At 42.4% G+C, this 23,052-nt stretch carries 19 protein-coding genes and 2 pseudogenes; 19 read left to right on the plus strand and 2 right to left on the minus strand.

Annotated elements, in window-relative coordinates; all coding sequences use genetic code 11:
* Nucleotides 1-88: 88 nt before the first annotated feature.
* The 6 genes from pbp1b (at nt 89) to MK395_RS09150 (ending at nt 6,783) form a co-directional block, all read left to right on the plus strand.
* Nucleotides 89-2,596: a penicillin-binding protein PBP1B gene (gene pbp1b / locus MK395_RS09125; protein WP_125389036.1), complete on the plus strand. Its 2,508-nt coding sequence runs from the start codon at nt 89-91 to the stop codon at nt 2,594-2,596.
* Between the two features lie 77 nt (nt 2,597-2,673).
* Nucleotides 2,674-3,585 (plus strand): DMT family transporter, encoded by a 912-nt coding sequence (locus tag MK395_RS09130; protein WP_268711722.1) that lies wholly within the window; start codon nt 2,674-2,676, stop codon nt 3,583-3,585.
* An 84-nt stretch (nt 3,586-3,669) separates the two neighbouring features.
* Entirely contained in the window at nt 3,670-4,368 is a 699-nt protein-coding gene (gene dapD / locus MK395_RS09135) for a 2,3,4,5-tetrahydropyridine-2,6-dicarboxylate N-acetyltransferase (protein WP_084856266.1), read from the plus strand.
* Between the two features lie 69 nt (nt 4,369-4,437).
* Complete coding sequence (locus MK395_RS09140) at nt 4,438-5,568, plus strand: N-acetyldiaminopimelate deacetylase (protein ID WP_268711723.1); 1,131 nt, start codon at nt 4,438-4,440, stop codon at nt 5,566-5,568.
* Nucleotides 5,569-5,579: 11 nt separating this feature from the next.
* Nucleotides 5,580-6,119: a 5-formyltetrahydrofolate cyclo-ligase gene (locus MK395_RS09145; protein ID WP_268711724.1), complete on the plus strand. Its 540-nt coding sequence runs from the start codon at nt 5,580-5,582 to the stop codon at nt 6,117-6,119.
* Nucleotides 6,103-6,783: a rhomboid family intramembrane serine protease gene (locus MK395_RS09150; protein ID WP_000658476.1), complete on the plus strand. Its 681-nt coding sequence runs from the start codon at nt 6,103-6,105 to the stop codon at nt 6,781-6,783. Before MK395_RS09145 ends, MK395_RS09150 begins: the two co-directional genes overlap by 17 nt.
* Nucleotides 6,784-6,904: 121 nt before the next feature.
* Here the strand turns inward: MK395_RS09150 and galU are convergent, their stop codons facing one another.
* Nucleotides 6,905-7,804 carry a UTP--glucose-1-phosphate uridylyltransferase GalU gene (galU, locus tag MK395_RS09155; protein ID WP_217971036.1) on the minus strand — a complete coding sequence of 300 codons (900 nt, stop codon included), beginning with the start codon at nt 7,802-7,804 and terminating at the stop codon, nt 6,905-6,907.
* A 21-nt stretch (nt 7,805-7,825) separates the two neighbouring features.
* Complete coding sequence (locus tag MK395_RS09160) at nt 7,826-8,842, minus strand: NAD(P)H-dependent glycerol-3-phosphate dehydrogenase (protein WP_049484839.1); 1,017 nt, start codon at nt 8,840-8,842, stop codon at nt 7,826-7,828.
* A gap of 206 nt (nt 8,843-9,048) precedes the next feature.
* Here MK395_RS09160 and MK395_RS09165 point away from each other — a divergent pair, with 206 nt between their 5' ends.
* The 13 genes and pseudogenes from MK395_RS09165 (at nt 9,049) to MK395_RS09225 (ending at nt 22,958) form a co-directional block, all read left to right on the plus strand.
* A complete protein-coding gene (locus tag MK395_RS09165) occupies nt 9,049-10,755 on the plus strand; it encodes an ABC transporter ATP-binding protein (protein WP_070657016.1) in 1,707 nt (568 codons plus the stop codon).
* 1 nt (nt 10,756) lies between these two features.
* Entirely contained in the window at nt 10,757-12,523 is a 1,767-nt protein-coding gene (locus MK395_RS09170) for an ABC transporter ATP-binding protein (RefSeq protein WP_049484837.1), read from the plus strand.
* Between the two features lie 139 nt (nt 12,524-12,662).
* Nucleotides 12,663-13,352 carry a gamma-glutamyl-gamma-aminobutyrate hydrolase family protein gene (locus tag MK395_RS09175; protein ID WP_049484836.1) on the plus strand — a complete coding sequence of 230 codons (690 nt, stop codon included), beginning with the start codon at nt 12,663-12,665 and terminating at the stop codon, nt 13,350-13,352.
* A 171-nt stretch (nt 13,353-13,523) separates the two neighbouring features.
* Nucleotides 13,524-14,873: a glucose-6-phosphate isomerase gene (locus MK395_RS09180; protein ID WP_000018239.1), complete on the plus strand. Its 1,350-nt coding sequence runs from the start codon at nt 13,524-13,526 to the stop codon at nt 14,871-14,873.
* 183 nt (nt 14,874-15,056) lie between these two features.
* Nucleotides 15,057-15,857 (plus strand): SDR family oxidoreductase, encoded by an 801-nt coding sequence (locus tag MK395_RS09185; RefSeq protein WP_038804195.1) that lies wholly within the window; start codon nt 15,057-15,059, stop codon nt 15,855-15,857.
* Nucleotides 15,858-15,919: 62 nt separating this feature from the next.
* Nucleotides 15,920-17,747 (plus strand): annotated as a pseudogene (locus MK395_RS09190) (BglG family transcription antiterminator).
* Complete coding sequence (locus tag MK395_RS09195) at nt 17,747-18,244, plus strand: transcriptional regulator GutM (RefSeq protein WP_002902102.1); 498 nt, start codon at nt 17,747-17,749, stop codon at nt 18,242-18,244. Before MK395_RS09190 ends, MK395_RS09195 begins: the two are co-directional and overlap by 1 nt.
* Entirely contained in the window at nt 18,241-18,786 is a 546-nt protein-coding gene (gene srlA / locus MK395_RS09200; RefSeq protein WP_049484835.1) for a PTS glucitol/sorbitol transporter subunit IIC, read from the plus strand. Before MK395_RS09195 ends, srlA begins: the two co-directional genes overlap by 4 nt.
* A gap of 13 nt (nt 18,787-18,799) precedes the next feature.
* A complete protein-coding gene (srlE, locus tag MK395_RS09205) occupies nt 18,800-19,780 on the plus strand; it encodes a PTS glucitol/sorbitol transporter subunit IIB (protein ID WP_009660130.1) in 981 nt (326 codons plus the stop codon).
* Nucleotides 19,781-19,878: 98 nt separating this feature from the next.
* Nucleotides 19,879-20,250, plus strand: coding sequence for a PTS glucitol/sorbitol transporter subunit IIA (locus MK395_RS09210; protein WP_049484834.1), 372 nt, complete (start codon nt 19,879-19,881; stop codon nt 20,248-20,250).
* A 196-nt stretch (nt 20,251-20,446) separates the two neighbouring features.
* Nucleotides 20,447-20,923: pseudogene (gene pgi, locus MK395_RS09215) on the plus strand (glucose-6-phosphate isomerase); the annotation flags it as partial.
* Between the two features lie 127 nt (nt 20,924-21,050).
* The gene (gene gltX / locus MK395_RS09220; RefSeq protein WP_268711725.1) at nt 21,051-22,511 is read left to right on the plus strand and encodes a glutamate--tRNA ligase; all 1,461 of its coding nucleotides are present in this window, start codon (nt 21,051-21,053) and stop codon (nt 22,509-22,511) included.
* 12 nt (nt 22,512-22,523) lie between these two features.
* The gene (locus MK395_RS09225) at nt 22,524-22,958 is read left to right on the plus strand and encodes a cytidine deaminase family protein (RefSeq protein WP_125398070.1); all 435 of its coding nucleotides are present in this window, start codon (nt 22,524-22,526) and stop codon (nt 22,956-22,958) included.
* The last annotated feature ends 94 nt before the right edge of the window (nt 22,959-23,052 follow it).

Here is a 23,052-nt window from a genome sequence, read left to right on the forward strand (position 1 = left end):
GGTGAATAGCCTAGTGGAATAGGGAAGAAAGTGGCTATTTTATTGAAAGTTTCCCTTTTATGGTATAATAGAGGAAGCGAGGACATTCATGAAAGAAAGAATTAATGAATTAAAAACAAAAATGCTGCATTTTTTCCAGCAGCTAATGCAACGAATTGCAAAATGGAAGAAAAGACTAGCAGAAAAACTGGCTAATAAGAAAACCGGTAAAAAGGGGACCTCTTCTGACAAAGTTGGAAGGGCAGGGTCTATTTTTGCTAAGATTTTAAGTGGGTTTAAAATAGTCTTTAATACTCTCTTTATCTTAGGCTTTATCGGTGGACTGTTTGGCGCTGGTGTGGCTATGGGTTATGGAGTCGCTCTATTTGACAAGGCCCAGGTGCCTCAAGCAGAAGAGTTGGTCAAGCAAGTGAAGGATATTGCCTCCATCTCAGAAATCACTTATTCTGACGGTAGTACCATTGCCTCGATCGAGGGCGATTTATTGCGCACTTCAGTCGCTTCAGATGCTATCTCAGACAACCTTAAGAAAGCCATTGTTGCGACAGAGGACGAGCATTTCAATGAGCACAAGGGGGTTGTGCCTAAGGCCGTTATTCGTGCGACCTTGGGAACCTTTGTCGGTCTAGGCTCGTCTAGTGGTGGTTCGACCTTGACGCAGCAGGTCATCAAGCAGCAAGTGGTGGGGGATGCTCCAACTCTAGCTCGTAAGGCTAAAGAGATTATTGATGCTCTAGCTTTAGAACGGGCCATGGGTAAGGATGAGATTTTGACAACCTACCTTAACATAGCTCCTTTTGGTCGCAATCATAAAGGCCAAAATATTGCAGGTGCCCAGCAGGCTGCAGAAGGAATCTTTGGGGTCAATGCTTCGGATTTAACGGTCCCTCAAGCTGCCTTTATCGCAGGATTGCCACAGAGTCCAATCAGTTATTCTCCTTATGAATCTGATGGTAGCATGAAGAGTGATGAGGACATGGCTCTGGGAATTAAGCGTGCCAAGGATGTCCTCTACAATATGTACCGGACAGGGGCTCTAAGTCAGGAAGACTACGATAAGTACAAAGATTATGACTTTAAGAAAGACTTCCTACCATCAGGTAGTGTTAGTGGTACTTCGCGTGACTATCTCTACTATGCAACCTTGGCAGAAGCTACTGACCGCATGTACGACTACCTCGTTCAACGAGATAATGTTTCTGCGCAAGAATTAAAGAATGAGTCCATTCAGAAATCCTATCGTGATTTAGCCACTAAGGAAATTGAAAATGGTGGATATAAGATTACGACAACTATCAATAAAAATGTTCATGCTGCGATGCAAAATGCGGTTGCGACCTACGGCTATCTGCTAGATGATTCGACAGGCCAGCCTGAGGTGGGGAATGTCCTCATGGACAACCAAACGGGAGCTATCCTTGGATTTGTTGGTGGCCGTAATTATCAAGAAAATCAGAACAATCACGCTATCGATACCAAGCGTTCTCCAGCTTCAACCACAAAACCTATATTGGCCTATGGTATCGCTATTGACCAAGGTTTGATGGGAAGTGCAAGTATCTTATCAAACTATCCTACCAACTTTTCAAATGGAAATCCTATCATGTATGTCAATAGTCCTGGTACAGGCATGATGACATTGGGAGAAGCCCTTAACTACTCATGGAATATCCCGGCCTACTGGACTTATCGTACGCTTCGAGAGAAGGGTGTTGATGTCAAAGGCTATATGGAAAAAATGGGTTACGAAATCCCAGAATATGGGATTGAAAGTTTACCGATGGGTGGAGGGATTGACGTTACAGTTGCCCAGCATACCAACGGGTATCAAACTCTGGCCAACAATGGAGTTTACCATAAGAAACATATGATCGCGAAGATCGAGTCAACGGATGGCCGACTGGTATACGAGCACAAGGATGAGCCTGTCCAAGTTTATTCAAAAGCGACAGCAACCATCATGCAAAGTCTCCTTCGAGATGTCATTTCATCTCGGATTACTTCAAGTTTCCAGACGGATTTGACGACTATCAATCCATCCCTAGCTCGTGCTGACTGGATCGGAAAAACTGGTACGACCAATGAAGATGAAAATATGTGGCTCATGCTTTCTACACCTCGCTTGACTTTGGGTGGCTGGTTAGGTCACGATGACAACCGACCACTAGCCAAAGGAGCAGGCCACTACCGCAATGCCAACTATATGGCCCACTTGGTCAATGCTATCCAACAAGCTGAACCTGGAATATGGGGAAATGAGCGCTTTAATCTGGATCCAAGTGTGACCAAGTCACAAGTTCTCCGATCTACAGGGCAAAAACCAGGCAAGGTTTCCATCAATGGGAAAGAAATAGAAGTTTCTGGATCAACAGTAACGAGCTACTGGGCGACTAAAGAAGGTGCCCCAGTGACCACCTATCGCTTTGCTATTGGAGGAAGCGATGCAGATTATCTGAACGCATGGAAGAATATTCTAGGAAGCATTCCAGCAGTGACTCCTCCAAGCTCAAGTTCAAGCAGTAGCTCTGGAAGTTCAAGTTCAAGTGGAAATACTCAAAGTGGTTCTTCAGGACGTTCACGTCTATTTAATCGTTAAAAAAGAGTAGTAGCAAGGTTAGTAATTTCTCCTTGTTGCTACTTTTTTCTTTGTTGGTTTCGTGTTACAATAATAATATGAATCATTATCAGAAAAAGATTGTTAAGGGAACAGTATATTCGCTACTCTCAGGCCTAATCTGGGGGATTTGTGGGATTTTAGGAGAGTATTTTTTCACTCATTATCCAGTGTCTTCTGGATGGATTACTTCTATGCGTTTATTAGTGGCGGGGAGTTTGGTTTTAGGTCTATCTGCCTTTCAGTTGCGTAGCCACTTGTTGGACATCTGGCGTGATAAGAAAAATTATCTACCTTTTTTAGCCTATGCTATTCTAGGTATTTTTTCTGTGCAGTTTTTCTTCTATCTCTGCGTTGAGTATTCCAATGCAACGACGGCGACCATTTTGCAATTTATCAGCCCAGTTTTTATCCTGTTTTACAATCGAATCATTTACCAGAAGAAGGCTTCGATTACAGCTGTGTTCTATGTTTTGATTGCCATGCTAGGTGTTTTTTTGATGGCTACAAAAGGGGATTTGTCCCAGTTATCCATGACACCTTTGGCTCTAGTGACAGGTTTGCTCAGTGCAGTAGGGGTCATGTTTAATGTTATCCTTCCCCAACGCTTTGCACGGCGCTACGGATTTGTTCCGACTGTTGGTTGGGGGATGATTCTGGCAGGTCTCTTTAGTAATTTCCTCTACCCTATTTATCGGATAAGTTTTCAAGTGGATCTGGTAAGTGTGCTGATTTGTCTGACGATTGCCGTGTTTGGTACTGCTTTTGCCTTCTTCCTATCTATGAAGGCTGTGTCACTCGTTTCCCCGCTGGTTGTATCGGTTGTGAGTGCTAGCGAACCGCTTTCTTCAGCTTTATTAAGTGTTCTTTTTCTGGGATTGGTCATGGATGGTTTTTTGGCCTTGGCTATGGTGTTGATTATCGTTCCGATGATTTTTTTATCTGTAGAAGAAGCAAAACAAGCCCAGTAAAGATGCTTATTTGATAGTTGAGGCTTCAAATTTGAAGCCTTTTTTGGTAGAATAGGTATCATTATAACGAACCAGGAGGCGCCTATGACTGCTACAAAAATGAACGCTCAAGAAATTATCCAATTTATCGCCAATGCGGAAAAGAAAACCAGTGTCAAAGTAACCTTTGAGGGGCAACTCGCATCTGCTGTGCCTAGCTCTGTTGTCAAACTAGGAAATGTTTTATTCGGAGACTGGAAGGATGTCGCTCCGCTTCTTGAAGGTTTGGTAGAAAATCAAGATTACGTTGTCGAGCAAGATGCTCGTAATTCTGCAGTTCCTTTGCTAGATAAACGTGCAATCAACGCTCGTATCGAGCCAGGTGCTATTATCCGTGACCAGGTTGAAATTGGTGACAATGCTGTTATCATGATGGGAGCTGTTATCAATATCGGTGCTGAAATTGGTGCTGGAACCATGATTGACATGGGTGCCATCCTTGGAGGCCGTGCTATCGTTGGAAAAAACAGCCACGTTGGTGCAGGTGCAGTTTTGGCGGGTGTGATTGAGCCAGCTAGCGCAGATCCAGTCCGTGTCGGAGACAATGTTCTTATCGGTGCCAATGCAGTGGTTATCGAAGGAGTTCAAATCGGCAGTGGTTCAGTTGTTGCAGCAGGAGCTATCGTTACCCAAGATGTTCCAGAAAATGTGGTAGTAGCAGGTGTTCCGGCTCGTATCATCAAAGAAATTGATGCCCAAACCCAACAAAAAACAGCGCTAGAGGATGCGCTTCGTACCTTGTAATTGTAAAAGTAAAAAAGAGGCGGAACCCTTTTTCCAGCCTCTTTCTTCTATCAAAAGGAGGATCTATAGATGTTAGATTTGATTCAGACTAGACGAGATTTACACCAGATTCCAGAGATTGGCTTGGAGGAATTCAAGACTCAGGCTTATTTGCTGGATGTGATTGAAAAATTGACTACGGGCAAGGATTTTGTTCAAATTCGTACTTGGCGGACAGGTATTCTGGTTTATTTGCAGGGAAGTCAGCCGGAACGCACCATTGGTTGGCGAACAGACATTGATGGCCTGCCTATCGTCGAACAAACAGGTCTATCTTTTGCCTCTCAGCACCAAGGTCGCATGCATGCTTGTGGCCATGATTTTCATATGACCATTGCCTTAGGCTGTCTCGAGCGCGCCCTGGAGGAACAACCCAAGAATAATTTGCTCTTCCTATTTCAGCCTGCTGAAGAAAATGAAGCTGGTGGGATGCTCATGTATGAGGATGGTGCTTTTGGAAATTGGTTGCCAGACCAATTTTATGGTCTCCATGTTCGTCCGGATCTGAAGGTCGGACAGATTGCGACCAACACTCATACACTCTTTGCAGGGACTTGTGAGGTGAAGGTTCGTTTCAAAGGAAAAGGAGGACACGCAGCTTTTCCGCATGAAGCCAATGACGCCTTGGTGGCTGCTAGTTACTTTGTAACCCAAGTACAGTCAGTTGTCAGCCGCAATGTTAATCCCATCGATGGAGCGGTGGTGACCTTTGGCGTTTTTCAAGCTGGAACAACCAACAATGTCATTACAGACACAGCATTTTTACACGGAACCATTCGCGCCTTGACTCAGGACATGAGCCTCTTGGTACAAAAAAGAGTCAAGACAGTCGCAGAAGGGGTTGCAGCAGCCTTTGATATGGAAGTCGAAGTAGAACTCAAGCAAGGAGGCTACCTACCTGTTGAGAACAATCCAGCCTTGGCGCGTGAACTGATGGACTTTTTTGAAGAGAAAGACGGAATCAAGTTGATTGATATCGAGCCTGCTATGACTGGTGAGGACTTTGGTTATCTCCTTTCGAAGGTAGATGGCGTTATGTTCTGGCTAGGTATCGATAGTCCCTACGCTCTTCATCACCCTCAGATGAGTCCTAAGGAAGAAGCCATAGCCATTGGGGTAGATGCAGTCTCTAGTTTCTTAAAAAAGAAGGCAGCAGAGTAGAGGAATTGTCTATGAAAGCAGAACTACGCAAGAAAATTTTGCAAGAAATGAAGGCTCTATCTCAGGAACAAAAACAGGCTATGGACCAAGTTTTAACTGAGCGTTTCTTACAACATCCCTTTTACCAAGAAGCCAAGACCATCGCAACCTATCTCTCCTTCCCTCATGAATTTCAAACGCAGGAACTGATTGAGCAGGCGCTGAAGGACGGCAAGAAGGTTTTGATACCCAAAACCTATCCCAAGGGGCGCATGGAGTTTGTGGTCTATCATCCGCAGCAGTTGGCAAAAACTTCCTTTGGTTTACTGGAACCGCAAGGAGACTTGGAAGTGGTGGAACCGTCTCAGATTGATTTAATTCATGTTCCGGGCTTGGCTTTTACAACAGAGGGCTATCGGATTGGATATGGTGGAGGATACTACGACCGCTATCTAGAACATTTTGCTGGGCATACCATGAGTACAATCTATCCTTGTCAAGTTCAGGAGTTTAACTCGGAAAACCATGATATTCCCGTCCAGGAGGTGCTAATAGATGAAGGAAATCTTTGATAAACGTTATCCTGTGACTAGCTTCTTCCTCCTAGTAACAGCATTGGTCTTTCTCTTGATGTTGGTTCTTACAGGTTTAAATTTTGAACGAGCAGATACCCTGCTTCAGTTTGGAGCCATGTATGGACCGATCATTCGCCTGTTCCCTGAGCAGATATGGCGCCTTTTTTCGGCTATATTTGTGCATATTGGATGGGAGCATTTCATTGTCAATATGATTTCGCTCTACTTTCTTGGACGACAGGTGGAGGAGATTTTCGGTTCTAAGCAGTTCTTCTTTCTCTATCTCTTATCTGGAATGATGGGTAATCTCTTTGTGTTTGCTTTCACACCGAAAGTTGTCGCTGCTGGGGCATCCACTTCCCTATACGGGCTATTTGCTGCGATTATCGTCTTGCGTTACGCAACTCGCAACCCCTATATTCAGCAGTTGGGGCAATCCTACCTGACGCTTTTCGTGATAAATATCATTGGAAGTGTTCTAATTCCAGGAATCAGCCTAGCTGGGCATATTGGTGGGGCAGTAGGCGGTGCCTTTCTAGCAGTCATCTTCCCAGTCAAATGGGAGAGAAGGATGTACAGTACTAGCCAGCGAATCGGAGCAACTGTACTTTTTATCGCACTAGCTATTTTCCTATGCTATAAGGGAATGAGCTATGTGTAGGGATGGAATAGTTAAAAGCGAGCACCGATTCGATTGCTAATAAGTCATCTGCAAAGATGGCTTTTTTATTGCAAGCTTCAACAAAAAAACAAAGCCCTTATTTAAGAGCTTTGTTTTTCTTCTATTCCCCCTCAGCTAACTCTTTTCCGAGTTGGATGAGGTAGTCTTTCAAGTCGTCTTTGACTTGTGGGTGTTTGAGAGCGTAGTCGATGGAAGTTTTCATAAAGCCAAACTTGTCTCCGACATCGTAACGAGCCCCTTTGAACTCACGAGCAAATACACGTTGTGTTTTATTGAGGGTATCGATTGCATCTGTCAGCTGAATTTCATTTCCTGCACCTGGAGCTTGGTTTTCAAGGATTTGGAAAATTTCAGGTGTGAGGAGGTAGCGTCCGATGATAGCAAGGTCGCTAGGAGCATCCTCTGGCGCAGGTTTTTCAACGAAGGTTTCAACGCTGTAAAGACCGTCTTTCCCTTCTCCTTGCGGAGCAATAACCCCATAAGCAGATACTTCGTCATGAGGGACTAGCATAACAGCGATAGTGGACGCGTGTGTACGCTCGTAGTCATCCATGAGTTGTTTGGTAAGTGGAACAGCCTTTTCGTTGGTGATATCCATCAAGTCATCACCAAGCATAACGACAAAAGGTTCATTTCCAACGAAAGCTTTGGCTTGCAAGACAGCATCTCCGAGACCACGTGGATGTGTTTGACGGATAAAATGCAGGCGCATGCCAGTTGTTTCATCAACTAGCTTCAGAAGATCTGTTTTCCCTTTTTCTTTGAGGTTGTATTCCAATTCGAAGTTTGAATCGAAGTGGTCCTCGATAGAACGTTTTGACTTACCTGTAACAACCAAGATATCTTCGATACCAGATTTGAGAGCTTCTTCAACGATAAACTGGATAGTGGGCTTGTCTACGATTGGCAACATTTCCTTGGCCAAGGCCTTAGTTGCTGGGAGGAAGCGAGTTCCCAATCCAGCGGCTGGGATGACTGCTTTTCTGACTTTTTGTTTCATGATGTTCCTTTCTATAAAGGTCTATGACCATTCGTTTTCTGCTTTAAATTCATTGCTCATGATGTCAGTGATTGCTTCTTTGATATTGACACCTTCGTAGATAACTCGGTAAATAGCCTGTGTGATTGGCATGTAGACATCCAATTCCTGAGCCAGCTCGTAAGCTGCTCGAGTTGTTGAAATGCCTTCGATGACCATACCCATGTTTGCTTCGATGTCTGCGAGGGATTCTCCACGACCGAGAGCATCACCGGCCCTCCAGTTACGAGAGTGGACAGATGTCCCCGTTACAATCAAATCTCCAACTCCAGAAAGGCCGCTATAAGTCAGAGGATTAGCTCCAAGAGCGACCCCTAGACGGGTGATTTCAGCTAAGCCACGGGCAATGATAGCCGCCTTGGCATTGTCGCCAAACCCTAGACCATGTAGTGCCCCAGCACCAACTGCAATGATGTTTTTGAGAGCACCAGCGGTTTCAACTCCGATAACATCCGTATTAGTATAGAGACGGAAGTAGTGATTGCTAAAGAGATTTTGGACGTACTGAGCAGTTTCAAGATCTTTAGAGGCTGCAGTGATCAAGGTAATATCCCGTACAATCGTTTCCTCAGCATGGCTAGGTCCTGAAACAACAACGACTTCACTACGGAGGTCAGCTGGAATTTCCTCTTCAAGAATGGTTGAGAGGCGTTTGTGGCTATCTGGTTCCAAGCCTTTGGAGGCATGCATGATGACAACCTTGTGATCGAGCACCTTTGCTACTTGTTGGGCAACCAGTCTTGTTACTTTTGTTGGGACCACAAATAAAACAGCATCCACATCCTTTAGTGTTTCTTCTAAATCATGATAGGCTTTGATTTTTTCGTCGAGTAGGATATCTTTGAAATAGCGTTTGTTTGTATGCTGGTTATTAATTTCATCGATTTGTTCAGGGACATTTCCCCAAATGCGAACTTCGTGTCCATTGTCGTTTAGGACCTGCGAAAGGGCAGTTCCCCAAGAACCAGGACCCAAGACAGCGATGGTTTGTTTCTTCATCTTTTCCTCCTTGTAAGAGTTCTTCCTTTCATTTTACCATAAAAAGCCTTTTCATGCATCTGCTGTGGGTGAAAGCGTATTATTTTATAATAAGTAGACTTTTTTGACAAGAGTTCTCTTTTTTGCTAGAATAACATCAATATGAACGAATGAGAAGGAGCTGACGCAGGATGTCGCTCCCTTTATCTATTTTATTAGGAGGAATTATGCTCATTAAAAAAATAAAAACCTATAAATGGCAGGCCTTGGCATCTCTGATGATGACAGGCTTGATGGTTGCGAGCTCGCTCTTGCAACCGCGCTATTTGCAAGAGGTGTTAGAGGCATTGTTGGCTGGTCAACATGAGGCTATTTATAGTATTGGTGCATGGCTGATAGGAGTAGCCCTAGTCGGTCTGGTGGCAGGAGGGGTCAATGTGACACTTGCAGCCTATATTGCCCAAGGAGTGTCTTCGGACCTTCGTGAAGACGCTTTTCGCAAGATCCAGACTTTTTCTTATGCTAATATCGAGCAATTCAATGCGGGTAACCTTGTCGTCCGTATGACCAATGATATCAACCAAATTCAGAACGTGGTGATGATGGCTTTTCAAATTCTTTTCCGTCTCCCTCTTCTCTTTATCGGTTCCTTTATTTTGGCGGTTCACACTCTTCCATCACTTTGGTGGGTGATTGTTCTCATGGTGCTCTTGATCTTTGCACTAACTGCTATCATGATGGGGATGATGGGGCCACGATTTGCTAAGTTTCAAACCCTTCTTGAACGGATTAATGCTATCGCCAAAGAAAATTTACGTGGTGTGCGCGTGGTCAAATCCTTTGTACAAGAAAAAGCACAATTTGACAAATTTACCGATGTTTCTGATGAACTTCTCGGCCAAAATCTTTATATCGGTTATGCCTTCTCAGTTATAGAACCCGTTATGATGCTAGTCGGCTATGGAGCGGTCTTCCTCTCTATCTGGTTGGTGGCTGGAATGGCTCAGTCAGATCCGTCTGTAGTGGGCTCGATTGCTTCCTTTATCAACTATCTCAGCCAGATTATCTTTACCATCATCATGGTTGGATTTTTAGGGAATTCTGTCAGTCGTGCCATGATTTCCTTGCGTCGTATCCGCGAAATTCTAGATACCGAGCCAGCGATGACCTTTAAAGATCTCCCAGATGAAGAGTTAGAAGGAAGTCTCTCTTTTGAAAATGTAACCTTCACCTATCCCAATGATGATGAGCCTATGCTGAAGAATGTAACCTTTGAAATTGCGCCTGGTCAGATGGTCGGTGTGGTTGGGGCGACTGGAGCAGGGAAGTCCACTCTAGCTCAGTTAATTCCACGACTTTTTGATCCACAGGAGGGATCTATCAAGATTGGTGGCAAGGATATTCGAGACGTCAGCGAGGGAACCTTGCGTAAAACAGTTTCCATCGTCTTGCAACGTGCTATTCTCTTTAGCGGGACCATTGCAGATAATCTTCGTCAAGGGAAAGGCAATGCCAGCGTGTCAGAAATGGAACGTGCAGCACGGATTGCCCAAGCCAGCGAATTTATCGGACGCATGGAAAACAAATTTGAGAGTCAGGTCGAAGAACGAGGCACCAATTTTTCTGGTGGACAAAAACAACGGATGTCCATTGCCCGTGGGATTGTCAGCAATCCCCGTATCCTGATTTTTGACGATTCGACTTCGGCCTTGGATGCCAAGTCAGAGAGACTCGTGCAGGAAGCTTTAAACAAAGACCTGAAAGGGACAACAACCATTATCATCGCTCAAAAGATCAGTTCAGTCGTCCATGCGGACAAGATTTTGGTCTTGGACCAAGGACGCTTGATTGGAGAAGGAAGGCATGCAGACTTGGTAGCTAACAATGCCGTCTACCGCGAAATCTACGAAACACAAAAGGGAAAGGAGGAATAAAATGAAAACTGTTCGATTTTTCTGGAATTATTTTAAAGTTTACAAGTTCTCCTTTGTCATTGTGGTTCTGATGGTTGCAGTTGCGACGATTGCCCAAGCCCTCTTTCCAGTTTTTTCAGGTCAAGCAGTGACGGAACTCGCTAACCTAGTTCTGGCTTATCAAAATGGAACTTCCGAACTAGCCTGGCAGAGTTTATCAGCTCTGATGCTGAATCTAGCTCTGGTTGTCCTCGCCTTAGTGGTATCCAGTTTGATTTACATGACCTTGATGACCCGTGTGATTGCTGAGTCAACAAATGAGATGCGTAAGGGCCTCTTTGGCAAACTTTCTCGTTTAACGGTTTCTTTCTTTGACCGCCATCAGGATGGTGACATCCTCTCTCGCTTTACGAGTGACTTGGATAACATCCTTCAAGCCTTCAATGAAAGCCTAGTTCAGGTCATGAGCAATATTGCTCTTTACATCGGTTTGATTTTTGTCATGTTTTCAAGAAATGTGACGCTAGCCCTGATAACAGTAGCCAGTACTCCAGTGGCCTTTCTCATGTTGGTCTTCATCGTGAAAATGGCCCGCAAGTACACTAATCTCCAGCAAAAAGAGGTTGGGAAACTAAACGCCTACATGGACGAGAGTATTTCTGGACAGAAAGCTGTTATCGTACAAGGAATTCAAGATGATATCGTAGCAGGCTTTGTGGAGCAAAATGAGCGCGTGCGCAAGGCAACTTTTAAAGGGAGAATGTTCTCAGGTATCCTCTTTCCAGTTATGAATGGGATGAGCTTGGTCAATACGGCCATCGTCATTTTTGCTGGTTCTGCGGTCCTGCTGAACGATCCAAGTATCGAAACAACAACAGCCCTAGGTTTGATTGTCATGTTTACCCAATTTTCTCAGCAGTACTACCAGCCGATTATCCAGGTGGCTGCGAGTTGGGGGAGCCTCCAGTTGGCCTTTACTGGGGCGGATCGTATCCAAGAAATGTTCGATGCAGAAGAAGAGATTCGTCCGCAAAATGCCCCTGCCTTTACGGAATTGCGAGAAGGCGTTGAAATCAGTCACATTGATTTCTCTTATGTGCCAGACAAGCCGATTTTAAAAGATGTTAGCATTTCAGCTCCTAAGGGGCAGATGATAGCAGTTGTCGGTCCGACTGGCTCAGGGAAAACGACCATCATGAACCTCATCAATCGTTTCTACGATGTGGATGCAGGCAGCATTTGCTTTGATGGCAAAGACATTCGTGACTACGACTTGGACAGCCTGCGGAGTAAGGTCGGTATTGTCTTGCAGGATTCGGTCTTGTTTAGTGGAACGATCCGGGACAATATCCGCTTTGGTGTGCCAGATGCCAGTCAGGAAATGGTCGAAGCAGCTGCCAAGGCAACTCATATTCATGACTACATTGAAAGCTTGCCTGACAAGTATGATACCCTTATTGATGATGAGCAAAACATCTTCTCAACTGGTCAGAAACAATTGATTTCCATCGCCCGGACCTTGATGACAGATCCCCAAGTCCTAATCTTAGATGAAGCGACTTCCAATGTGGATACCGTAACAGAAAGCAAGATTCAACATGCCATGGAGGCAGTTGTAGCAGGTCGAACCAGTTTTGTCATTGCCCATCGTCTCAAGACCATCCTCAATGCCGATCAGATTATTGTCCTCAAAGATGGGGAGGTCATTGAACGTGGAAATCATCACGAGTTGCTCAAGCTTGGTGGCTTCTACTCAGAACTGTATCACAATCAATTTGTCTTCGAATAAAAAAGAAGTTGTCCTCGTTGGGCAGCTTTTTCTTATCCATAAAAAATACTTATCACGGTCTTTAAAAAAACATATTAGACAGGAAAGGGTTGGAGTGATAAGATAAGACTGTCGCAAGAAAATCGAAAGGAGACACATCATGGCTAGAACGGTTGTAGGAGTTGCTGCGAATCTATGTCCTGTAGATGCAGAAGGGAAAAACATCCACTCATCTGTATCCTGTAAATTTGCAGAGAGCATTCGTCAGGTCGGCGGTCTCCCTTTAGTGATTCCTGTTGGTGATGAGTCCGTTGTTCGCGATTATGTGGAAATGATTGACAAACTGATCTTGACAGGTGGGCAAAATGTCCATCCTCAGTTTTATGGAGAGAAAAAAACCATCGAGAGCGATGATTACAACCTTGCTCGTGATGAATTTGAATTGGCACTCTTAAGAGAAGCACTCCATCAGAATAAGCCAATTATGGCAATCTGTCGTGGGGTTCAGCTGGTCAATGTTGCTTTTGGCGGCACCCTCCACCAAGAAATTGAGGGTCACTGGCAAGGCTTGCCTTTTGGAACATCTCATTCTATTGAGACAGTGGAAGGAAGCGTGGTGGCTAAGTTGTTTGGCAAAGAAAGTCAGGTCAACTCAGTCCATCGTCAAAGTATTAAAGATCTGGCGCCTAATTTCCGTGTGACAGCGGTGGATCCTCGAGACCAGACCATCGAAGCGATTGAGTCTATCGACGAGCATCGTATCATTGGTTTGCAGTGGCATCCAGAATTTTTGGTCAATAAAGAGGATGGCAACTTAGAATTATTTGAGTATTTATTGAATGAATTGTAACGACTGGAAACCTAGTCGTTTTTTTGTCTTATTTCGTTCAAATTTTAATATTGTAACATTTTTTACGCAAATGTTTAAATTATGATAAAATTTGGAAAAATTCAGTATAAAAACTTGAAAAAATCTAAGGTAAGGGTTATGATAGAAGAGAAGAAATTTTGGAGGAATATTATGTCACATATTAAATTTGATTATTCAAAAGTATTAGATAAATTTGTTGCACCACATGAACTAGATTATATGCAGCCTCAAGTGACTGCAGCAGATTCTGCTCTGAGAAATGGTACAGGTCCTGGGGCAGAAATGACTGGCTGGTTGAACTTACCTGAAGAATATGACAAAGATGAATTTGCTCGTATTCAAAAGGCTGCTGCTAAAATCCAATCTGATAGTGAGGTATTGATCGTAATCGGTATTGGTGGTTCCTATTTAGGAGCTCGTGCAGCTATTGATTTCTTGAATAATTCATTTGTAAACTTGCAAAGAAAGGAAGAACGCAAGGCACCTCAGATCCTCTATGCTGGAAACTCTATCTCTTCAAGCTATTTGGCTGATTTGGTAGACTATGTATCAGACAAAGATTTCTCAGTAAACGTGATTTCTAAATCAGGTACAACAACTGAACCGGCTATTGCTTTCCGTGTCTTCAAAGAACTCTTGGTTAAGAAGTACGGTCAAGAAGAAGCTAACCAACGTATCTACGCAACTACAGACCGCGCTAAAGGTGCAGTTAAGGTTGAAGCAGATGCTAATGGCTGGGATACTTTTGTAGTGCCTGATAGTGTAGGTGGTCGTTTTACAGTATTGACAGCAGTGGGGCTCTTGCCAATCGCAGCTGCAGGAGCTGATATCAGCAAGTTAATGGAAGGAGCAAATGCTGCTCGCAAGGCTTATGCTTCTGATAAGTTGGCTGAAAATGAAGCATATCAATATGCAGTTGTACGCAATATCTTGTACCGTAAAGGTTATCTGACAGAAGTTCTAGCTAACTATGAACCATCTCTGCAATACTTCTCTGAGTGGTGGAAGCAACTGGCTGGTGAGTCAGAAGGGAAAGACCAAAAAGGGATTTATCCAACTTCAGCTAACTTCTCAACAGACTTGCACTCTCTGGGACAATTTATCCAGGAAGGTACCCGTATCCTCTTTGAAACAGTTATCCGTGTAGATAAACCTCGCAAAAATGTGCTGATTCCTGAATTGGCAGAAGACTTGGACGGTCTTGGCTACTTGCAAGGAAAAGATGTTGACTTTGTCAATAAAAAAGCTACAGATGGAGTGCTGTTAGCACACACTGATGGTGGAGTTCCAAATATGTTTGTGACACTGCCTGAGCAAGATGAGTTCACTTTGGGCTACACTATTTACTTCTTTGAGTTGGCTATTGCTCTTTCTGGCTACCTGAATGGTATCAATCCATTTGACCAGCCTGGAGTTGAAGCTTATAAGAAAAACATGTTTGCTCTTCTTGGGAAACCAGGCTTTGAAGAGCTGGGTGCTGAGTTGAATGCACGCCTTTGATTCTCATATGCTTTGAGTTCATTTAGAATATAAAAAGATCCACAAGTTCATTTCTTGTGGATTTTTAGTACAAGCCTCTTAATTAGTTTATTATTTTTTTTAAAAGTGTAAAAAAGAGTGTCTTAATTCTTTTATGAAAGCGCTGTATAATTGCCTTGTAAATAAAATTTGAGAGGTATCAAAATGAATGATTGGTTAAACATAAAAGGCAAAACAGTTCTTGTGACTGGCGCGTCATCTGGGATCGGTAAGGCAATCGTTGAAGAATTGCTGGAATTAGGAGTCAATGTAGCGAATTTTGATCTTAGCGACAACGATTTGCGTCACCCGAATCTATTATTTGTAAAAGTTGATGTAACTTCTCGCTCTGAAGTAGAAGAGGGTGTTGCCAAAATAGTTGAAAGATTTGGCAATATTGATGCGGTAGTCAATAATGCAGGGATTAATGTTCCCAGATTATTAATTGATGCAGAAAATCCTAAAGGTCCTTACGAGTTAGACGATGAAACGTTTGAAAAAGTAACAATGATTAATCAAAAAGGTTTGTATTTGGTTAGTCAGGCAGTAGGACGTATTTTAGTGAAAAATGGAAAAGGTGTAATTGTGAACATGGCTTCAGAAGCAGGCTTGGAAGGTTCTGAAGGACAAAGTGCCTATGCTGCAACAAAAGCAGCAGTCTATAGTTACACTCGTTCATGGGCGAAAGAGCTGGGTAAGCATGGTGTACGTGTGGTTGGAATTGCTCCAGGAATTATGGAAGCTACGGGTCTTCGAACTCTTTCTTACGAGGAAGCTCTTGCTTATACCCGTGGAAAGACGGTAGAAGATATTCGAGCTGGTTATGCTTCAACTTCAACGACTCCATTGGGACGGAGTGGGAAACTACGGGAAGTAGCTGATCTTGTAGCGTTCTATATTTCAGACCGTTCTAGCTATATAACAGGTGTCACTACAAATATTGCCGGAGGTAAAACTCGCGGTTAAAACAATGAAGGTAGGGAAGAGAGTTGACCTTAGTAAATCGGTGGTATAATATTTTAGATAAAATGGTCTCGCAGCCAACTTATTCCTTGGTAGATATGCGCTCAGAACTGGATATTAGCTTGCAAACCTTGCAAAAGAGTATCCAACAATTAAATGATGTTTTGGCTCCTAATATCCAGATTATCGCACAAGATGATCAGTTAATGTTAGAAGTGTATGACTATACAGAGTTGGAAAGGATTTTATCTGGTAGTTTAAAACAGGAGAGTGACTTCAATTCTTCCAGTAAAAGAATTGCCTATTTGCTAAAACGTTTAATTGAGTCAACCTCCCCTCTTCTTATTGACGACTTGGCTGAGGAAGTAGGTGTTAGTAGAAGTACCCTTAATAAGGATTTAAAACAAGTAAAATCTTTGGCAGAGAGTTACTCTATCACTATTTCAGGAAAGCCCAACCGTGGGCTGGAGGTCTTGGGGAGCGAGCTGAATTTGCGCTTGCTCTATATTCACCAAGTGGCTCCTTACTTTGAAGGAAGGACACTCACTGAGGCAACATCTTCTTTTCTGGAGACGCTAGTCCAGGACTATAAAATCCCTAAAGAAACACAGGAACTCCTTCGAAAGACCATTTCAATTATGGTGGAGCGTATTCATACATCTAGAGTGTTGAATTGTCCTATTCCTTACTATAGGAATGATTTAACAGAGACACCTTTAGCTGAGAAATTAATCTATCATATTGAAATGACTTATAAGATTTCCCTCAGTCAGTTTGAGATAGACTTTTTGTGTTTTCCGTTTAATGTCCGTTTTATTGACACTTTAAGCAAGACATCTTATCAATCTGAACAGCTTGCAAAGATTTTTCAAGGGATTGTCAAGAAAGTCAAAGAAACAATGTTGGTTCACTTTGATGATGAAGAATTATTTGAAGAAATCAAATCTCATCTAGGCCCCTTAATCAATCGACTGATTTTCCATGTGCAAGCTAATGATATATTTCATGGCGAGGTTCAAACTTCAATATCCTTTTGCTTTTGAAATGGCAAAAATAGCTGGAGAAGAACTATCTGCAATTTTTGGTTCTGAATTGGAATTATCTGAAATCGGATATCTGGCTTTGTATTTTGAAATGATTTTAAGAAAGCAAAATTCTGCTGTAAAGGGTTCTCGCAAGCAGATAGCTGTAGTTTGCACAACAGGAAGAGGAACTGCTACGATGATTATTCAGCAACTCAGACGAGTCCTTGGAAATGATGTAGACATTACTCAGTATTCTGAAGAGGATTTTAATGTGGATTTGAATCAGGACTATTTCGCGATTTTTACGACAGTTCCTCTAAAATATAAAGATTCTAAATCTCCAGTCATTCAAGTTAATCATCTTTTTGATGATCAATGGCTGCAGGAAGAATGGCAGAGGGCCAATGCTTTTCATCAAAAAAATCTAGAAACAGTCAGCTTACGTTTTCTTCGGTTGAGCCCCCAAAAAACCTATCAGCAATACTTGCTAAATATGGTTGCAGAGTTAGAGAAACTTCAGATGATTGATGAAGGTTTTAGAAATCGGATAATTGATAGGGAGAAAAAGCAATCAACCATTTTTGGTGGAGGAATTGCCTTCCCCCATACAATTAACCAGGGTTATGCAAAGACTATTTTAATGTTCGGAAAACTAGAAGAGCCTTATCAAAAAGGAGATGAATGGATTGAATTTATCTTTCTAGTCGCCATACCCTCAGAAATTGAAAGAAAAATGGAAAGTGAATTGCTGGAATTGTATGACGATATTTTTCGAATTGCAGGAGAGCCTTCTCTAAAAGAAGCATTGAGGGCTGTAGAAACAGAGACAGAGTTTCTATCATTTTCTAAGAGCAAAGGAGTATTTTAATGAATTCGCTAATAATTTTCGCTGTGTTTGTCATGGCAGCTTATATATTTCAAATGTTCCTCGGCTGGCAGCAACTCAAAGACTTCAATAAGACCTATACGATGCTCCGAAAACTGGGGCGCGTAGCGATTGGCAGGAAGTCCGGAAGAATAAAATCCGGTACGATTGTCATGTTCGCGGTTGATGAAAACGGTCGGGTTCTTAAAGCTAGCAAAATGCAAGGAGTAACAATCTTAGCGCGTTTTCAAAATATGGATGATTATGTCGGAGAAGACATCCATTATTTTGACAAGTATAATCCTCTTGTGAGAAAAGAAAATAAGTTGATGCAATCAGTCATAGAAGATGCTAGAAAAGTCTATCTTTGGCATGAGGCAGGTATTGAGAAAGAGACAAGTTCTTCTGATTCTTTTCTGGGATTCGGCTTTTATACGAATTACTTACAATTATCTATTAAACAGTTATTTAAAAAAAATAAGAAAAGGAGTTCCTTATGAATCACATTACAGAATTTGCAGAGAGTTTTATGAAACTCTTCCAATTAGGTGGAGAAACCTTTATTAGCTGGATGACAAATATTGTACCTCTTGTCTTGATGCTATTGATTGCAATGAATACCCTTATCGCTTTCTTGGGAGAAGAGAAGGTCAATTCCTTGGCTAAGATTTCTGCCAAAAATCCTGTTAGCCGGTATATGATTTTACCTTTCATTTCAGCTTTTATGCTGGGAAATCCGATGGCAATCAGTATGGGACGTTTCTTACCAGAATATTATAAACCTAGTTTTGTAGCAGCTCAGATGCAGTTTTGCCATACTTCAAATGGTGTATTTCCACATATCAATCCTGGGGAATTATTTGTATGGATGGGAATTGCGACAGGAATTCAAACTTTAGGTTTAAGTCAAATGGACTTAGCCATTCGTTACATGCTTGTTGGGCTTGTCATGAACTTTGTAGGTGGTTGGGTAACCGATTTTACAACTGCTTATGTAGCAAAACAGCAAGGTGTTACCTTGAGTAAAACATTTGATTTATAGAAAGAGTGAAATTATGTCATATAAGAGTATAAAAGTTGTTAAAGGAAATGGCGGTTTCGGAGGACCTTTGGTCATTACACCTAGTGAAGCTAAGCATAAATTCATCTATATTACTGGCGGCGGAGAAAAGCCAGATATTGTAGATAAAATTGCTGATTTGACCGGTATGGAAGCTGTTAATGGGTTTAAAACTTCTATCCCAGATGAGGAAATTGCTTTAGCAATCGTGGATTGTGGCGGTACTCTTCGCTGTGGTATTTATCCTAAAAAGGGAATCCCTACAATAAATATTGTTGCTACAGGGAAAAGTGGGCCTCTAGCTCAATATATAACCGAGGAAATCTATGTGTCAGCAGTTGGCCTTAATCAAATTTCTGCTGCTAATGAAGACGAAAAAGCGACAACTGTGGTAACTGAAAAGCCAACTTACGATACTAGTAAAAAAATTACAGAGCAAAAAGCTGAAACAAGTATTGTAGCACGAATTGGGATGGGCGCTGGGAAGGTCGTTGCGACTTTCAACCAGGCAGCTCGTGAAGCCATCCAAACAATGCTCAACACAATCATTCCTTTCATGGCCTTTGTTTCCTTGCTGATTGGGGTTATTCAAGGTTCAGGTGTTGGAAATTGGCTGGCAAAATTAATGGTTCCCCTAGCGGGGAACATCTGGGGACTCATTTTGATTGGCTTTATCTGTTCCTTGCCATTCCTATCTCCTTTGTTAGGCCCCGGAGCTGTTATCAGTCAGATTATCGGAACCTTAATTGGAGTCGAAATCGGAAAAGGGAATATTCCGCCCCAAATGGCTCTGCCAGCTATATTTGCTATCAACACTCAAAACGGTTGTGATTTCATTCCTGTAGCACTCGGTCTATCTGAAGCCAAGTCTGAAACAGTTGAGGTTGGTGTCCCTTCTGTGCTTTATTCACGCTTTCTCAATGGTGTTCCGCGGGTGCTAGTAGCTTGGATAGCTAGTATTGGTCTTTATCAATAGACCTTTGATAGATGCACGTAAACAAAGCAACTATTATGTTAAACTTATCTATAAGCATAAGTTTAAGACAAATTAGAGAAAGGATAAATAGGAATTAGATGAAGAAAATTTTTGAAGCTAAAGTAATTCAAGTGGGACCTGAAGCTCAGAATATGATTCAAGATGCCAATATGCTCATTTTATTTGGAGAAGAAGCGCCGGAAGATTTAGCAGAGTATTGTTTTAAGATTGATAACAAAAATCTGCTAGGTTCAATACTAGAAGGCGGCAAGCTGGTGGTAGATAATCAGGAATATTCAATTAGTTCTGTGGGAAATGTAGTAGAAAAAAATTTAACTGGACTGGGCCATATCACGATTTCTTTTGATGGTTCAAAAGAGGGGAGTCTTCCTGGTACACTCCATGTCGCAGCAGACCAAGCAGTAGTAATTGATAAAGATTCTACCATTCAGATTTTTGAAACTGCTTAACCATAATAAAATTTCAAATCAAGCAATTTAGAAAAATAAAAGTCTAAAAAATTGATTCAGAGCCTGGACAAAAAGTCCAGGCTTCTGGGTCTAAATTAGAAAAAATAGATGACGCAGTGGTTGATTGGCAAGTCAATCAAACTAGCCAGTCAGTGCAAGGGAATTTCCAGCAAATGCATCCACAAGGGGTGCTTGAACAGAAGGGAAAGACCAAAAAGGTATCTACCCAACTTCAGCAAACTTCTCAACTGACTTGCACTCATTGGGTCAATTTATCCAAGAAGGAACTCGTATCATGTTTGAAACAGTTGTCCGTGTTGACAAACCACGTAAGAACGTGATTATCCCTACTTTGGAAGAAGACCTTGATGGACTTGGTTACCTTCAAGGAAAAGACGTTGACTTTGTAAACAAAAAAGCAACTGACGGTGTTCTTCTTGCCCACACTGACGGTGATGTGCCAAACATGTACGTGACTCTTCCAGAGCAAGACGCTTTCACTCTTGGTTACACTATCTACTTCTTCGAATTGGCAATTGCCCTTTCAGGTTACTTGAATGCCATCAACCCATTTGACCAACCAGGTGTTGAAGCCTACAAACGCAACATGTTTGCCCTTCTTGGAAAACCAGGGTTTGAAGAATTGAGCAAAGAGCTTAACGCACGTCTATAATAGAAGAAAAGAGTGGCTTGCCCACTCTTTTTACTCTCTTTATTCGTAGACATTGGACTCAGGCGAGACTTGTGATATAATATAGAAAGCAAAAAGGCAGACGCCTAGAGACTTTATAGGAGAAACTATGTCAAAAGATATCCGCGTACGCTACGCACCAAGTCCAACAGGACTACTACACATCGGAAATGCCCGTACAGCATTGTTTAACTACCTTTACGCACGCCATCATGGTGGAACTTTTATCATTCGTATCGAAGATACTGACCGTAAACGCCATGTTGAGGATGGAGAACGTTCACAGCTTGAAAATCTTCGCTGGTTGGGTATGGATTGGGATGAGAGCCCAGAAACTCATGCAAACTACCGCCAGTCTGAGCGTTTGGAACTCTATCAAAAATACATCGACCAATTGCTAGCTGAAGGAAAAGCCTACAAATCTTACGTCACAGAAGAAGAGTTGGCGGCTGAGCGTGAACGCCAAGAAGCAGCTGGCGAAACACCACGTTACATCAATGAATATCTTGGTATGAGCGAAGAAGAAAAAGCTGCCTACATCGCAGAACGTGAAGCAGCTGGTATTATCCCAACTGTCCGTTTGGCTGTTAATGAGTCTGGTATCTACAAATGGCATGATATGGTCAAAGGTGATATCGAGTTTGAAGGTGGCAACATCGGTGGTGACTGGGTGATTCAAAAGAAAGATGGCTACCCAACTTACAACTTTGCTGTTGTTATTGATGACCACGATATGCAGATTTCTCATGTTATCCGCGGTGATGACCATATTGCCAACACCCCAAAACAGCTCATGGTTTATGAGGCTCTTGGTTGGGAAGCGCCAGAGTTCGGTCACATGACTTTGATCATCAACTCTGAAACGGGTAAAAAATTGTCTAAACGGGACACTAACACCCTTCAGTTTATCGAAGACTACCGTAAAAAAGGCTATCTTCCAGAAGCAGTCTTTAACTTTATTACCCTTCTTGGCTGGAACCCTGGTGGGGAAGACGAAATCTTCTCTCGTGAGGAATTGATTAAACTCTTTGATGAAAACCGCCTTAGCAAGTCTCCAGCAGCCTTCGACCAGAAGAAACTGGACTGGATGAGTAATGACTACATCAAGAGAGCTGACTTGGCAACTATCTTTGAAATGGCCAAACCATTCCTTGAAGAAGCAGGACGATTGACTGACAAGTCTGAAAAAATGGTGGAACTATACAAACCACAAATGAAATCACTAGACGAGATTGTTCCACTGACAGATCTTTTCTTCTCAGATTTCCCAGAGTTGACAGACGCTGAGCGCGAGGTCATGGCAGGAGAAACCGTTCCGGTTGTTCTAGAAGCCTTCAAAGCGAAACTAGAAGCAATGACAGATGAAGAATTTGTGACAGAAAACATCTTCCCACAAATCAAAGCAGTTCAAAAAGAAACAGGTATTAAAGGGAAAAACCTCTTCATGCCGATTCGTATTGCCGTTTCAGGTGAAATGCATGGACCAGAATTACCAGACACCATTTTCTTACTCGGACGTGAAAAGTCAATCCAGCATATTGAAAACATGCTGAAAGAGATTTCTAAATAAAAAGGACTTCCGATGGATACATGGGAAAAAATGTATGAAGAAGCACGAACCTTATTCAATCCCCATGAAGTTTCTGACTTTGTTTATGCTAACCATGTTGTTGCTGCAGTAGAAGCAGAAGATGGTCAGATCTTCACAGGATTTTGTATGGAGGGCACTTGTGGCGTTTTTCATCTCTGTGCAGAACGAGCGGCTCTCTTCAATATGTATCAATTTTCAGGACAAACTAAAGTTAAGAAAATCCTCGCCTTTCGAGATAAACCTCCTTACGGCGAAGGATCAGGTATGCCCTGTGGCGCTTGCAGAGAATTTCTCTTAGAATTGAATGCTGAAAATAAAGAAGCAGAGTTCATGATGGACTACGAAACAAGAAAAACAATTAAGGTTGCCGAGTTGATTCCTTACTGGTGGGGAGAGGAACGTGCGACTAATTGGAAAGATAAATAGAAGGAGTCAGTTTAACTGGCTCTTTCCCTAATCTTTTCAGAATTTCGGTAAAGAGGAAAAAAGTCCTTGACAAAGGTAAAAAAGTAGGTATAAT

Source organism: Streptococcus oralis (assembly GCF_026782085.1).
GTDB lineage: Bacteria > Bacillota > Bacilli > Lactobacillales > Streptococcaceae > Streptococcus > Streptococcus oralis_DA.